The 14,394-nt window shown below is 72.5% G+C and carries 14 protein-coding genes; 12 read left to right on the plus strand and 2 right to left on the minus strand.

What is annotated here, in order from left to right; all coding sequences use genetic code 11:
* The first annotated feature begins 1 nt into the window (after position 1).
* A complete protein-coding gene (locus IF09_RS0110925) occupies positions 2–742 on the plus strand; it encodes an SseB family protein (RefSeq protein ID WP_030294397.1) in 741 nt (246 codons plus the stop codon).
* 74 nt (positions 743–816) lie between these two features.
* Here the strand turns inward: IF09_RS0110925 and IF09_RS0110930 are convergent, their stop codons facing one another.
* Positions 817–1,203 carry a DUF1844 domain-containing protein gene (locus IF09_RS0110930; protein WP_030294398.1) on the minus strand — a complete coding sequence of 129 codons (387 nt, stop codon included), beginning with the start codon at positions 1,201–1,203 and terminating at the stop codon, positions 817–819.
* A 389-nt stretch (positions 1,204–1,592) separates the two neighbouring features.
* Here IF09_RS0110930 and infC point away from each other — a divergent pair, with 389 nt between their 5' ends.
* The 10 genes from infC to IF09_RS0110980 all read left to right on the plus strand — a co-directional run bounded on the left by infC (position 1,593) and on the right by IF09_RS0110980 (position 11,989).
* A complete protein-coding gene (gene infC / locus IF09_RS0110935) occupies positions 1,593–2,300 on the plus strand; it encodes a translation initiation factor IF-3 (RefSeq protein ID WP_078613184.1) in 708 nt (235 codons plus the stop codon).
* A 104-nt stretch (positions 2,301–2,404) separates the two neighbouring features.
* Entirely contained in the window at positions 2,405–2,599 is a 195-nt protein-coding gene (rpmI, locus tag IF09_RS0110940; RefSeq protein ID WP_030294400.1) for a 50S ribosomal protein L35, read from the plus strand.
* Between the two features lie 104 nt (positions 2,600–2,703).
* Positions 2,704–3,096 carry a 50S ribosomal protein L20 gene (rplT, locus tag IF09_RS0110945; protein WP_008741875.1) on the plus strand — a complete coding sequence of 131 codons (393 nt, stop codon included), beginning with the start codon at positions 2,704–2,706 and terminating at the stop codon, positions 3,094–3,096.
* Positions 3,097–3,226: 130 nt separating this feature from the next.
* Entirely contained in the window at positions 3,227–4,093 is an 867-nt protein-coding gene (locus tag IF09_RS0110950; protein WP_030294402.1) for a TrmH family RNA methyltransferase, read from the plus strand.
* A gap of 55 nt (positions 4,094–4,148) precedes the next feature.
* Positions 4,149–5,357, plus strand: coding sequence for a sensor histidine kinase (locus tag IF09_RS0110955; RefSeq protein WP_030294404.1), 1,209 nt, complete (start codon positions 4,149–4,151; stop codon positions 5,355–5,357).
* Positions 5,358–5,519: 162 nt separating this feature from the next.
* Positions 5,520–6,647, plus strand: a complete 1,128-nt coding sequence (gene pheS, locus IF09_RS0110960) for a phenylalanine--tRNA ligase subunit alpha (RefSeq protein ID WP_030294405.1) — start codon at positions 5,520–5,522, stop codon at positions 6,645–6,647.
* Complete coding sequence (gene pheT / locus IF09_RS0110965; protein WP_030294407.1) at positions 6,647–9,175, plus strand: phenylalanine--tRNA ligase subunit beta; 2,529 nt, start codon at positions 6,647–6,649, stop codon at positions 9,173–9,175. Before pheS ends, pheT begins: the two co-directional genes overlap by 1 nt.
* Before the next feature lie 410 nt (positions 9,176–9,585).
* Entirely contained in the window at positions 9,586–9,720 is a 135-nt protein-coding gene (locus IF09_RS47890; RefSeq protein WP_267882141.1) for a hypothetical protein, read from the plus strand.
* A gap of 344 nt (positions 9,721–10,064) precedes the next feature.
* Complete coding sequence (locus IF09_RS0110975) at positions 10,065–11,405, plus strand: hypothetical protein (RefSeq protein ID WP_030294408.1); 1,341 nt, start codon at positions 10,065–10,067, stop codon at positions 11,403–11,405.
* Between the two features lie 53 nt (positions 11,406–11,458).
* Positions 11,459–11,989 carry an NUDIX hydrolase gene (locus IF09_RS0110980; RefSeq protein ID WP_030294410.1) on the plus strand — a complete coding sequence of 177 codons (531 nt, stop codon included), beginning with the start codon at positions 11,459–11,461 and terminating at the stop codon, positions 11,987–11,989.
* 29 nt (positions 11,990–12,018) lie between these two features.
* Here IF09_RS0110980 and IF09_RS0110985 read toward each other — a convergent pair whose 3' ends face one another.
* Positions 12,019–12,912: a 3-hydroxybutyryl-CoA dehydrogenase gene (locus tag IF09_RS0110985; RefSeq protein WP_051832333.1), complete on the minus strand. Its 894-nt coding sequence runs from the start codon at positions 12,910–12,912 to the stop codon at positions 12,019–12,021.
* Positions 12,913–13,066: 154 nt separating this feature from the next.
* Between IF09_RS0110985 and IF09_RS0110990 the strand changes: the two genes are divergently transcribed.
* On the plus strand, positions 13,067–14,350 hold the full coding sequence (locus tag IF09_RS0110990) for a glycoside hydrolase family 10 protein (protein WP_030294414.1): 1,284 nt from the start codon (positions 13,067–13,069) through the stop codon (positions 14,348–14,350).
* Positions 14,351–14,394 lie beyond the last annotated feature (44 nt).

Raw genomic sequence — 14,394 nt, forward strand, 5'->3', positions numbered from 1 at the left:
TGTGGCGAACAAAAGCATTCCCGACCCCGGCTTCTCCGACGACGACGGCTCCGCCGACCCCCGGCTGAGAGCGGCCCTGGCCGCCTGGGCCGCGGACCGGGCGAAGGAGCCGGAGGTGCTGGCCGCCCTCAAGGGCGCCCGTCTGCTGGTCCCGGTCGTCGCCGTGCTCGGCGAGGTGGAGACCGACCCGGAGAGCGGGCTCAAGCGCGAGAAGACCAGCGACATGGCCGTCCCGACCCTGCGGGCGGGGGACCGGCGGGCGCTGCCCGCGTTCACCTCGACCGCCTCGCTGGCGCTCTGGGACCCGGCGGCCCGGCCGGTGGCCGTCCCGCTGCACCAGGCGCTGGCGGCCGCCGCGCACGAGAAGGCCGACACCGTGGTCCTGGACCTGGCCGGCCCCGTCACCTACCAGCTCACCGGTTCCGCGCTGCTCGCGCTGGCCGAGGGCCGCACCGACGCCGGCCCGCTGGCCGACCCCGCGGTGCGGGAGGCCGTACGGGCCGCCGTCGCCGCCGAGCAGGCGGTACTCCGCGCTCACCTGGGTCCGGGCGGGCCGGACACGGACGGGACCCTGGCGATCGTCCTGGCCCCCGGTGCGCAGGCCCACGCCGCGGCCCGCCGGGTCGCCGAGGCCCTGGCCGCCGACGAGACCCTGCGGGCCCGCCTGGTGCGCGGGCTGGACCTGGCCCTGCTCCCGCAGGAGGCCCCGGCCCCGCCCGGCGAGCCGCTCTTCACCCGCTGAGCACCGCAGTAAAAGAGACCGAATACGAGAAGGGCCGGGGCATCGCCCCGGCCCTTCCCACACATCCGGGCGGCTCAGCCGAAGACCGGGCCCGTGAACTTCTCGCCCGGACCCTGGCCCGGCTCGTCCGGCACGATCGAGGCCTCGCGGAAGGCGAGCTGCAGCGACTTCAGGCCGTCGCGCAGCGGAGCCGCGTGGAAGGAGCTGATCTCGGTGGCGCTCGCCGTGACCAGGCCGGCCAGGGCGGTGATCAGCTTGCGGGCCTCGTCGAGGTCCTTGTGCTCGGAGTCCGGCTTGTCCAGGCCCAGGTTGACCGCCGCGGCGCTCAGCAGGTGCACGGCCACCGTGGTGATCACCTCGACCGCGGGCACGTCCGCGATGTCGCGGGTCATGGCGTCGTAGTCGGGAGCGTCCGGCGTGTTGCCGGCCTCGGTGGCGGGGGCGGGGGTCGCGTCAGTCATGCCTTACACGATAAGCCGGGACGCGCGGCCCGCCGACCTGGCCCCGGGCGGACACCCGGGGGACACCGCGCGGGCGGCCTCCGGGTGAGCGGACCCGGCGCGGAATGCTATATTGAGCTGACGACCGGCCGGAGACACATGTCCCCGGCCCACAAGTGGAGGCTCCGCTCTCCCACCCGACCACCCTCCGGGGCGGCGGGTCACCGGTCAGGCGGCATCCATCGTTCCGTACGGACGATGGAAAGCTGCCCGAGTCTGCGCCCCGCGATCGCACGCGGCGGTGCTCCGGTTGTATTGGAGCCCCTGCCTGTGCCCGGCGGGGCATTTTTTGTTCTCCGCCGCGGTTGGTCTGACGACATTAGACGTCAGCGGCTGTCTGCCAGGCAGCCGTGTGGTGCTACCGAGGAGGATCCATCAGCACCGAGCCCCGCATCAACGATCGGATTCGTGTCCCTGAGGTGCGACTCGTCGGTCCCAGCGGCGAACAGGTGGGCATCGTCCCGCTTGCGAAGGCGCTTGAGCTCGCGCAGGAGTACGACCTGGACCTGGTCGAGGTCGCGGCGTCTGCACGCCCGCCGGTCTGCAAGCTCATGGACTACGGCAAGTTCAAGTACGAGTCGGCCATGAAGGCCCGTGAGGCGCGCAAGAACCAGGCGCACACGGTCATCAAGGAAATGAAGCTCCGGCCGAAGATCGACCCGCACGACTATGACACCAAGAAGGGTCACGTCGTTCGGTTCCTCAAGCAGGGCGACAAGGTCAAGATCACGATCATGTTCCGTGGTCGCGAGCAGTCCCGGCCGGAACTCGGCTACCGACTGCTGCAGCGCCTCGCTTCGGACGTCGAGGACCTCGGGTTCATCGAGTCGAACCCGAAGCAGGACGGCCGCAACATGATCATGGTCCTCGGTCCGCACAAGAAGAAGACCGAGGCGATGGCCGAAGCCCGCGAGGCGCAGGCCGCCCGTAAGGCCGAGCGCCAGGGTGTCGCCGCCGACGAGGCTCCTTCCGAGGAAGCCCCCGTCGAGGAAGGCACCGAGGTCGCCTCTGCCGAGGTCACCGAGGATGCCTCTCCCGAGGCACCGGCCGAGGCCTGATTCCGAGGCAGCCTGTCTCGGATCACCGACACAACATGACGCTCCCGGGCGCCGGTCCCCCATCGGACCGGCGGGGGCGCCACCGACGAGGAGATAACGGCGCTATGCCGAAGAACAAGACGCACAGCGGTACCAAGAAGCGCTTCAAGATCACCGGCTCCGGCAAGGTGCTCCGTGAGCGTGCCGGTAAGCGCCACCTGCTCGAGCACAAGTCGTCCCGTCTGACCCGCCGCCTCACCGGCACCGCGGAGATGGCCCCCGGCGACGCCGCGAAGATCAAGAAGCTTCTCGGCAAGTGACGTTCGCCGCTCCCCCTCCCGGGAGCGGACGGCGTCAAGACCGGGACCCCATCGAATTCGGGCCGTGTGAAGACACCCACGGCCCCGCTACAAGGAGTTAAAAAGTGGCACGCGTCAAGCGGGCAGTAAACGCCCACAAGAAGCGCCGGGCGATCCTCGAGGCGGCCTCTGGCTACCGCGGTCAGCGTTCGCGCCTGTACCGCAAGGCCAAGGAGCAGGTCACCCACTCGCTGGTCTACAACTTCAACGACCGCAAGAAGCGCAAGGGCGACTTCCGTCAGCTGTGGATCCAGCGCATCAACGCCGCTGCCCGCCAGAACGGCATGACGTACAACCGCCTCATCCAGGGTCTGAAGGCCGCCAACATCGAGGTGGACCGCAAGATCCTCGCGGAGCTGGCCGTCAACGACGCCAACGCTTTCGCCGCGCTCGTCGAGGTTGCGCAGAAGGCGCTTCCGGCCGACGTGAACGCCCCGAAGGCCCCCGCCGCCGCCTAAGCACCACGCGCGCAGCGAGCCCTTCACAGGCTTCAGCCCGGACCCGCAGGCCCCGTGCCTGCGGGTCCGGTGCGTTGTAGCCGATCCACCTGTTTCGACCCGCAGTACGTACGGAAGCGAGCCGACCGCCATGGGTACCCCCGCCCCCGCCGAGCTGATCTCCCCCCGGTCCCCGCGGGTGGCCGCCGCCAGGCGACTGGCGCGCCGCAACTTCCGCACCAAGGAGCGCCGGTTCATCGCCGAGGGCCCGCAGGCCGTCCGCGAGGCCGTCGAGCACCGGGGCGCGGGCGGCGCGTCGACCCTGATCGAGCTGTTCGCGACCGTCGAGGCCGCCGAGCGCTACGCCGAGATCATCGACGCCGCGCTGGCCGCCGGCGCGCGCGTCCACTACGCCTCCGACGAGGTGCTCGCCGAGGTCTCGCAGACCGTCACCCCGCAGGGGCTCGTCGGCGTCTGCCACTTCCTCGACTCGCCGTTCGAGGACATCCTCGAGGCCGGGCCGAAGCTCGTCGCCGTCCTCGCCCACGTCCGCGATCCCGGGAACGCCGGCACGGTGCTGCGCTGCGCGGACGCCGCCGGAGCGGACGCGGTCGTGCTGACCGACGCCTCCGTGGACCTGTACAACCCGAAGTCCGTACGGGCCTCCGTGGGCTCCCTGTTCCACCTGCCGGTGGCGGTCGGAGTCCCCGTGGAGCAGGCCGTCGAGGGGCTCCGGGCGGCCGGCGTGCGGATCCTCGCCGCCGACGGGGCCGGCGAGGACGACCTGGACGCCGAGCTCGACGCAGGCACCATGGGCGGCCCCTCGGCCTGGGTCTTCGGCAACGAGGCGTGGGGCCTGCCGGAGGAGACCCGGGCGCTGGCGGACGCCGTCGTACGCGTCCCGATCCACGGCAAGGCCGAGAGCCTGAACCTCGCCACGGCCGCCGCGGTGTGCCTCTACGCGTCCGCGCGTGCACAGCGGGCTCCCGGAGGGTGCCGCTCCGTGACCCCCAGCTAGTAATGTGGCGGCCCGGGGGCCCACTGCGCTACTCGGAGATGTGGGGTACGGGGACATGACCGTCGGTACGAACAGCTCGCCCGGGGCCGTCAAGGCGTCCGGGACGCCGTCCCTGGCGGCCGTGCCCCCGCAGGCCACCGGCCGCGCCGGACCGGCCGCAGCCGCACCCGGACCCGGCGACCCCTGCGAGTTCGCCGGGATCGGCGTCGACCCCGACGACCTGCCCGACGGGCTCGTCGTCGCCGACGACACCGGCCGGGTGATCTGCTTCAACTCCGCCGCCGCCCGGATCACGGCGCTGGCCGCCGACGAGGCGCTCGGCGCACGCATCGACCGGGCGCTGCCGCTGGAGGACCTCGACGGCCGCCGCTGGTGGAAACTGACCGACCCGTACGGGGGCCTCGCCACCCGGCGCGGCCAGCCCGAGCGCAACCTCCTGCTCCCCGGCGGCCGCGAGGTGCTCGTCTCCGCCCGGTACGTGCGCACCCACCCCACCGGGCCCGTGTGCCGCCTCGTCGTCACCCTGCGCGGCACCGAGGCCCGCCGCCGCACCGAGCGCAGCCACGCCGAGCTGATCGCCACCGTCGCGCACGAGCTGCGCTCGCCGCTGACCTCCGTCAAGGGGTTCACCGCGACCCTGCTCGCCAAGTGGGAGCGGTTCACCGACGACCAGAAGCGCCTGATGCTGGAGACCGTCGACGCCGACGCCAACCGGGTCACCCGGCTGATCGCCGAGCTCCTCGACATCTCCCGCATCGACTCGGGCCGCCTGGAGGTGCGCCGCCAGCCGGTGGACATCGCCACCGCCGTGGGCCGCCACGTCCAGGCGCTCACCGCGAACGGCCAGGCACCCGACCGGTTCCTCGTACGGGTCAGCCGCTCGCTCCCCGATCTGTGGGCCGATCCGGACAAGATCGACCAGATCCTCGGCAACCTCCTCGAAAATGCGGTGCGGCACGGCGAGGGAACGGTCACCATCGACGTATCGCCGACCAGCATGACGAACGCTGCGGGCAAGACCGAGAAGGGAACCGCCGTCACCGTGACCGACGAGGGCCCCGGGATCCCCGAGGAGTCGATGGGCCGCGTCTTCACCCGCTTCTGGCGGGGGAGCAAGCGCGGCGGCACCGGCCTGGGCCTGTACATCGTCAAGGGCATCGTGGAGGCGCACGGCGGCACCATCACGGTCGGCCGCGGCCCCGGCGGCGGCGCCGAGTTCCGATTTATCCTGCCCGTGGGGGCGCCGGCCTACCTCACGCAGTAACCCTGCGGAGCGTCTCGCCAGGCGGCCCACGGGCTCCTTCACCCCCAGCGACCTTTAGACTCGTCCTTTGGCACCTTTGGGCCCATGTCCGAATCGGTCGATCGAACTGTCGAGCAGATCGCGCGGGGCTCCACCAGCCAGCCATCGGAAGTACGGGAAGAGATGTCGGCACCGAACAAGTCGTACGACCCTGTCGAGGTCGAGGCACTGAAACCGGAAGAGATCGAGCGCATGCGGGACGAGGCGCTCGCCGCCTTCGCGTCCGCCGGCGACCTCGACGCGCTGCGTGAGGCGAAGACCGCGCACATGGGCGACCGCTCGCCCCTGGCGCTCGCCAACCGCGAGATCGGCGCCCTGCCGCCGCAGGCCAAGGCCGAGGCGGGCAAGCGCGTGGGCCAGGCCCGCGGCGCCGTGAACAAGGCCTTCGGGGCCCGCACGGTCGAGCTCGAGGCGGAGCGCGACGAGCGGGTGCTGGTCGAGGAGGCCGTGGACGTCACCCTGCCGTACGACCGCGTCCAGGCCGGCGCCCGGCACCCCCTGACCACGCTGATGGACCGCATCGCGGACATCTTCACGGCCATGGGCTACGAGGTGGCCGAGGGCCCCGAGGTCGAGGCGGAGTGGTTCAACTTCGACGCCCTCAACTTCACGCCCGACCACCCGGCGCGCCAGATGCAGGACACCTTCTTCGTCCAGGGGCCCGAGGGCACCGAGGGCGACGAGTCCGGCGTCGTGCTGCGCACCCACACCTCCCCGGTGCAGGCGCGCTCGCTGCTCGACCGGGAACCGCCCGTGTACGTGGTGTGCCCGGGCCGGGTGTTCCGCACCGACGAGCTCGACGCGACGCACACCCCGGTCTTCCACCAGGTCGAGCTGCTCGCCGTCGACGAGGGCCTGACCATGGCCGACCTCAAGGGCACCCTGGACCACATGGTCCAGGCGCTCTTCGGCAAGGACATGACCACCCGGCTGCGCCCGAACTTCTTCCCGTTCACCGAGCCGTCCGCCGAGATGGACATGCAGTGCTACGTGTGCCGCGGCGAGTCGGTGGGCAACCCCGACCGCCCGTGCCGCACCTGCTCCAGCGAGGGCTGGATCGAGCTCGGCGGCTGCGGAATGGTCAACCCCAAGGTGCTCATCGCCTGCGGTGTGGACCCCGAGAAGTACAGCGGGTTCGCCTTCGGGTTCGGCATCGAGCGGATGCTGATGTTCCGCCACAACGTCGAAGACATGCGAGACATGGTCGAGGGTGACGTCCGGTTCACCCGGCCGTTCGGGATGGAGATCTGATGCGGGTCCCGCTTTCTTGGCTGCGGGAATACGTCGACCTGCCTGCGGGCACGACCGGTCGTGACGTACAGGCCAAGCTCGTAGACGCCGGCCTCGAGGTCGAGAGGGTCGAGCAGCTCGGCGCCGGCCTCCAGGGCCCCCTCGTCGTCGGCCAGGTGCTGACCATCGAGGAGCTCGAGGGCTTCCGCAAGCCGATCCGTTTCTGCACGGTCGACGTCGGCCAGGCCAACGGCACCGGCGAGCCGCAGGAGATCGTCTGCGGCGCCCGGAACTTCTCCGTCGGCGACAAGGTCGTCGTGGTCCTGCCCGGCGCCGTCCTGCCCGGCGACTTCGCGATCGCCTCGCGCAAGACGTACGGCCGGACCTCGCACGGCATGATCTGCTCGGGCGACGAGCTGGGCATGGGCGACGACGGCACCCACGGCATCATCGTGCTCCCCCCGGAGCACGAGGTCGGCACCGACGCGATCGAGCTCCTGCAGCTCGTCGACGAGGTCCTCGACATCGCCGTCACCCCGGACCGCGGCTACTGCCTGTCGATGCGCGGCGTGGCCCGCGAGACGGCCACCGCGTACGGCCTGCCGCTGCGCGACCCGGCGCTGCTCGACGTGCCCGCGCCGAACTCGTACGGCTACCTGGTCAAGATCGACGACCCGGCCGGCTGCGACCGCTTCACCGCCCGTACGGTGACCGGCCTCGACCCCGAGGCGAAGTCCCCGATCTGGCTCACACGGCGCCTGCAGAAGGCCGGCATGCGCCCGATCTCGCTCGCCGTCGACGTCACCAACTACGTGATGCTCGAACTCGGCCAGCCGCTGCACGCCTACGACCGCTCCCGCCTGGACGGCGCCATCGGCGTCCGCCGGGCCGAGCAGGGCGAGAAGTTCACCACCCTCGACGGGGTCAAGCGCACGCTCGACTCCGAGGACCTGGTGATCACCGACAACAGCGGGCCGATCGGCCTGGCCGGCGTCATGGGCGGCGCCGACACCGAGATCGCCGACTCCGTGACCGACCCCGAGACCGGCGCGGTGTCGGGCACCACGGACGTCGTCATCGAGGCGGCGCACTTCGACGCCCTGACGATCTCGCGCAGCGCCCGCCGCCACAAGCTCGCCTCCGAGGCCTCCAAGCGCTTCGAGCGCGGCGTCGACCCGCAGGCGGCCTCCGCGGCCGCGCAGCGGACCGTCGACCTGCTCGTGCTGCTCGCGGGCGGCACCGCCGAGGCCGGCGTCACCGAGCTCACCGCCCCGGGCGCCCCGCGCACCATCGCGATGCGCGCGGACCACCCGGACCGGGTCGCGGGCATGGACTACGGCCGCGAGACCGTCGTGCGCCGCCTCCAGGAGGTCGGCTGCGACGTCTACGGCCAGGACGAGCTCGTCGTGACCGTTCCGTCGTGGCGCCCCGACCTCGCCGAGCCCAACGACCTCGCCGAAGAGGTCATCCGGCTCGAGGGCTACGGGAACCTCCCGTCGACCCTGCCGCAGCTGCCTTCCGGCCGCGGTCTGACCGCCCGGCAGCAGCTGCACCGCCGGGTCGGCCGCGCGCTGGCCGGTGCGGGCTACGTCGAGGCGCTCAGCTACCCGTTCGTGGGCGAGGGCGTCTTCGACCAGCTCCAGCTGCCCGCGCACGACGCCGCCCGCCAGGTCGTCAAGCTGGTCAACCCGATCTCCGACGAGGAGCCGGCGCTGCGCACCACGCTGCTGCCGGGCCTGCTGGGCGCACTGCGCCGCAACGACAGCCGGGGCAGCCACGACCTCGCCCTCTTCGAGACGGGCTCGGTCTTCCGGGCCGGCCCGCAGCCCGGTGTCGCCGTACGGCTGCCCGTCGACCGGCGTCCCACGGCCGAGGAGATCGCCACGCTGAACGCCGCCCTGCCGGCCCAGCCGCGGTACGCCGCGGTCGTGCTGGCCGGTGCGCGCGAGCAGGCCGGCTGGTGGGGCAAGGGCCGCCCGGCCGACTGGGCGGACGCGGTGCAGGCCGCGCGCTCGCTGGCCGTCGAGGCCGGCACCGAGCTCGTCGTGCGCCAGGGCCAGTACGGGCCGTGGCACCCGGGCCGGTGCGCCGAGCTGCTCGTCACCCTGGACGGGGTGGAGACGGTCATCGGCCACGCCGGCGAGCTGCACCCGCGCGTCGTCAAGGCCATGGGCCTGCCGGCCCGCACCAGCGCCATGGAGCTCGACCTGGACCGCCTCGCGGCGGCCGGGGGCGGCGCCGTGCAGGCGCCCCGGATCTCCACCTTCCCGGTGGCGACCCAGGACGTCGCGCTGATCGTGGACGCGTCGGTCCCGGCCGCCTCGGTCGAGGCCGCGCTGCGCAAGGGCGCCGGCGAACTGCTGGAGTCCCTGCGGCTGTTCGACGTGTTCACCGGTGAACAGGTCGGCGGGGGCAAGAAGTCCCTGGCGTACGCGCTGCGCTTCCGCGCGGCCGACCGCACGCTGACGGCCGAGGAGTCCACGGCCGCCCGCGACGCGGCGGTGGCGCTGGCCGCCGAGCGCACGGGCGCGGTGCTGCGCGGCGCGTAACCGCTGCGTGGCTCGATGCATGAGGGGCGTATCCGGTGGTCCGGGTGCGCCCCTCACTCATTCGGGTGAGAACGCCGGTGGCCGTGTCCGCGGGTGCGGGCGGTCGACAGGACCGTTGCGGCCGAGGGGAGGCCGGAACGATGATCACGCGCGCGCAGATGCCCCAGGTGCGTCGGGTGTCCGTCCTCGCATGGGACGGCGCCGCGGTGTCCTGGGAGCCGTCCGCCCCCGAGCGGCTGGGCACCAGCCTCGTCGGCTGTCCGGCGGGGGCTGATGGCGGAGCTGCGGCGCTCGCAGGAGCCGGCCGGAGCCGGCTGCGGGCAACTGTGGCCCGGCGACGTGCCGTTCCTGCACACCGACGGCGCCGAGGACGCAAGGGAGCCCGCAGGGCGCTTCTTCCCCCTGCGCAGGTGCTCGCAGAGCAACCCGCGAACACGCCCGCGCGGCTGGTCGCGGGCGTGCACGCCGCACTGCTGCACCACACCGGCGGGCAACCCACCGTCGACGTCGCCCTGCTGGTGCTGTGCGGCGACGGCAGCTGCTGAGCCGGAGGGAACCGCACACCGGGCCCGGTGGGAGGGCCCGGCGCGCGTTCCGCGGCCCCCTGCCGGGGCCCGGCGACCAACCGGGCGCCGGCGGAGCCGGAGCGCGCCGCCCGCCTGCCATGGAGTGTCGGGCAGACAGCAGAGCGGGCGGCGCGGTGCGGGTCGTCGCACTGTACGAGGGGGAGCCGACGACCCGGGCTGCCTCTTTGGCGAGGCTCTTAAGTGAACCGCTCCCAGGGCTCGTTGCGGCAGGGTGCGTATCGCATTTATGCGCGTACCAGGTTCACACCCCGTGTGAACCGCGCACCCACTAGCCTGAGACCGAAGAGCCCTTGGAGGGGCCCATGCAGCCCAATGCCCTGCTCGACGCCCTCCTCGCCGAGGCGGGCATGTCCCACGCCGGACTCGCGGCGCACGTCAACCAGGCAGGCCGGTCCCGCGGACTGGCCCTGCGCTACGAACACACCGCCGTCACCCGGTGGTTGAAGGGGCAGCGGCCGCGCGGCCAGGTGCCCGACCTGATCTGCGAGGTGCTCGGAGGCCGGCTCCGGCGCCCGGTGTCGCTGGACGACGTCGGGTTCGGCGTGCCAGGCCAGCCCGTGTCCGCGCACGGCTCCCCGCTCAGCGGCTTCGTCGACCGGGCCGCCGCCCTGTGGCGTTCCGACGAGCAGGGCCGGTTCCAGCTGCTCACCGCCGAGGCCGTCACCGGGACGCCCGCCGTGATCCCGGTCTGGGAGTGGGAGAACCCGCCCGAGGACGCAGACGTCTCCCGCGACGGGCCGAACCGGATCGGGCCGGAGCACATCGAGATCCTGCGGGCCGCCCGCGCGCACTACGAGCTGATGTACCGCCGGGCCGGCGGCGTGGCCACCCGGGCCCGGATCGTCCGCTTCCTCGGCAGCGAGACCGCGCCCATGCTGCGCGGGAGCTACCCCGACGGGCTCGGCCGTCAGCTGCACCGGGCCACCGGGTCGCTCGTGGCGGTGGCCGGGATCTGCGCGTACGACTCGGACGCCCACGGGCTCGCCCAGCGGTACTTCCACCAGGCGCTGCGGCTCGCGAAGGCGAGCGGGGACCGGGGGCTGGGCGCCTACGTCATCGCTCTGATCGTCAACCAGTCGCTGCACCTGCGGGAGTTCCGCCAGGCCGTCGCCTTCGCCGAGGCCGCGCTGCGCGCCGCCGGCCGGCACACCACCCCGGCCCTGACCGCCGACCTGTACGCCATGCAGGCCAAGGCGTACGCCCAACTCGGCGACACCGCGGCCGCATTGGGCTGCATCCGGCACGCCGAGGCGGCCGCCGAGCGGATCCGGCCCGGCACGGAGCCGGACGAGACGGGGTACGTCCAGCCCGGGCTGGTCAACGTACAGGTGGCCGAGGCGCTGCTCAGCCTCGGCGACCTCGACGCCGCCCACGAGCAGGCGACCGCGGCCGTCGGGACGCCCGCGCACGACCGGGGGCGGGTCCACCGGCTGGCGATGCTGTGCGAGATCCAGCTGCGCCAGGGCGAGGCGGACCGGGCGGTGGCGGCCGCCGCGGAGATGGCCGAGCGGGCCAAGGGGATGGAGTCGCTGCGGCTGCGGGACCGGCTTCGGGCGGTCCGCGAACAGCTGCTGACCAGCGGATGTTCCGGCGCGGAGGAGACCGCGCAGCTGATCGACGGGGCGCTGCGCGTTCCCCTGTGACGGCGTGAACTGCTGCCATGTTGCCACCTACTCGAACGGAAGGTGGCACAACCGTGCAGTGGACGAACCTGAGTGAGCAGACCGTGTACAAGAACCGCTGGTTCGACGTGAACCTCGCCGATGTGGAGCTTCCCGACGGCCGACACCTGGACCACTTCGTGATCCGGCTGCGGCCGGTCGCCGTCGCCACGGCCGTCAACGAGGCCAACGAGGTGCTGCTGCTGTGGCGGCACCGGTTCATCACCGACAGCTGGGGCTGGGAGCTGCCCGCGGGCGTGGTCGAGGACGGCGAGGACATCGCGGACGCCGCGGCACGGGAGATGGAGGAGGAGTCGGGCTGGCGGCCGGGGCCCCTCCACCACCTGATGACCGTCGAGCCGGCCAACGGGCTGACCGACGCGCGCCACCACCTCTACTGGGCGGACGGCGCGACGTACATCGGGGACCCCGAGGACGATTTCGAGTCCTCGCGCCGCGAGTGGGTGCCGCTCAAACTGGTGCCGGACATGATCGCGCGCGGCGAGATCCCGGCCGCCAACATGGCGGCCGGGCTGCTGCTCCTGCACCATCTGCGGCTCGGCTAGCGCGGGCCGCGGGCCGCAGGGCGCAGGGGTCAGCCGTACGGGTAGAAGCCCGAGCCGGTCTTGCGGCCGAGGCGGCCGGCGTCGACCATCCGCTGGAGCAGCGGGGGAGCGGCGTACAGCGGCTCCTTGTACTCGGCGTACATGGAGTCGGCGATCGAGGCGATCGTGTCCAGGCCGATCAGGTCGGAGAGCTTGAGCGGACCCATCGGGTGGGCGCAGCCCAGCTCCATCCCGTTGTCGATGTCCTCGCGGCTGGCGATGCCGGACTCGAACATCCGGATGGCCGACAGCAGGTACGGGACCAGGAGCGCGTTGACGACGAAGCCGGACCGGTCCTGGGCGCGGATCGCGTGCTTGCCCAGGACCTTCCCCACCAGGGCCTCGGCCCGCTTGATGGTCTCGTCGCTCGTGGTCAGCGCCGGGATCAGCTCGACGAGCTGCTGCACCGGGGCCGGGTTGAAGAAGTGGATGCCGATGACCTGGTCGGGCCGCGAGGTCGTGACGGCCAGCTTGACCAGCGGGATCGAGGAGGTGTTGGAGGCGAGGATCGCGTCCGGGCGGGTGATCACCTGGTCGAGGACCTGGAAGATCTCCGTCTTCACCTGCTCGTTCTCGACGACGGCCTCGATGACGAGGTCCCGGTCGGCGAACTCGCCGAGATCGGTGGTGAAGGTGAGGCGGGCCAGGGTGGCGTCCCGCTCCTCCTCGCTGATCTTGCCGCGTTCGGCGGCCTTCGTCAGGGAGTTGTGCAGCCGGGTGCGCCCGATCTCCAGGGCCTCGCCGGTGGTCTCGGCGACCTTCACCTCGAGGCCGCTGCGCGCGCACACCTCGGCGATGCCCGCGCCCATCTGGCCACAGCCCACTACGCCGACTCGAGTGATGTCGGAAGGGAGGTCAGTCACTTCGTGCCTTTCGCTGCTCATCCGTCGGCGGGTCCCCCGTGCTTCGCAGTGGTAACTGCTTTCCGGCGCCCGCCACGCCCCACGACGTTACCCCCGACCTTGACCGTGCCGGGGCGCCGGGGCGGGCATGCTGTCACCCGCAGGGAAATGTCACGGAAAGGAACGGAGTCGTCACATGACGTACATCGGACGGCGGGGGCTTCTGGCGGGGGCTGCCGGGCTGCTGGCCGCGGCGGGCGCGACGGGCGGGGCGGGCCCGGCGCGGGCGGCGGGTACGACGGGCCCGCCGCGTGCGGTCGAGGCGGCGCGGGGGCGCGGCCGGCGGAGGGAGGAGACCGCCGAGTTCCGCGCGATGTGGATCGCCTCTGTGGAGAACGTCGACTGGCCCTCCGAGAGCGGGCTGGACGCCGAGGACCAGCGGTCCGAGCTGACCGGCCTCCTCGACACCGCCGTCGCCCGCCGCCTGAACGCGGTGATCCTCCAGGTCCGCCCGGCCGCCGACGCCATGTGGCCCGCCGCCCGGGAGCCCTGGTCGCAGTGGCTGACCGGGGAGCAGGGCGAGGACCCCGGCTGGGACCCGCTCGGTACCGCGGTCGCCGAAGCCCACGCCCGGGGGCTGGAACTGCACGCCTGGTTCAACCCGTACCGGGTGGCCAACCACACCGACCCCGGGCGCCTGGCCGAGGACCACCCGGCCCGGCGCAATCCCGGCTGGACGGTCCCGTACAACGGGAAGCTGTACTACAACCCCGGTCTGCCCGAGGTGCGCGCCTTCGTGCAGGAGGCCATGCTCGACGCCGTCTCGCGCTACGAGGTGGACGGGGTGCACTGGGACGACTACTTCTACCCGTACCCCGCCGAGGGGCAGTACTTCGACGACGACGACGCGTACGCGCGCCACGGCGGCGCCTTCGCCTCCCGCGCGGACTGGCGCCGCGACAACACCGACACGCTGGTCCGCGAGATGTCCGAGCGGCTGCGGTCGATCCGCCCGGAGGCGCGCTTCGGCGTCAGTCCCTTCGCGGTCTGGCGCAACAGCGACCGGGACCCGCTGGGTTCGCCGACGCAGGCGGGCGTCGAAACGTACGACGACCTGTACGCGGACACCCGCAAGTGGGTCCGGGAGGGCTGGATCGACTACATCGTGCCGCAGGCGTACTGGCAGATCGGCCACCCGGCCGCCGACTACGCGAAGATCGTGCCCTGGTGGGCGGACACGGTCGCCGGCACCGGCGTGGCGCTGTACGTGGGCGAGGCGCTGTACCGCTGCGACCGCAACAGCTCCACCGCCGCGTGGCGCGATCCGGCGGAGCTGTCGAAGCACCTGACGTTCGCCCGCCGATACCCCGAGGTCCGCGGCCATGTCTACTTCTCGGCGAAGCAGGTGGTCGCGGACCCCAATGGAGCGATGGCCAGGGTCGTTGCCGACCATTACCCGACGGCCGTGCCGCCGCGCTGAGGGCGCGTCGGCCGTGTCAGCCGCGTCGGCCGCGTGGGCCGCGC

The organism is Streptomyces katrae (assembly GCF_000717655.1).
Lineage (GTDB): Bacteria > Actinomycetota > Actinomycetes > Streptomycetales > Streptomycetaceae > Streptomyces > Streptomyces katrae_B.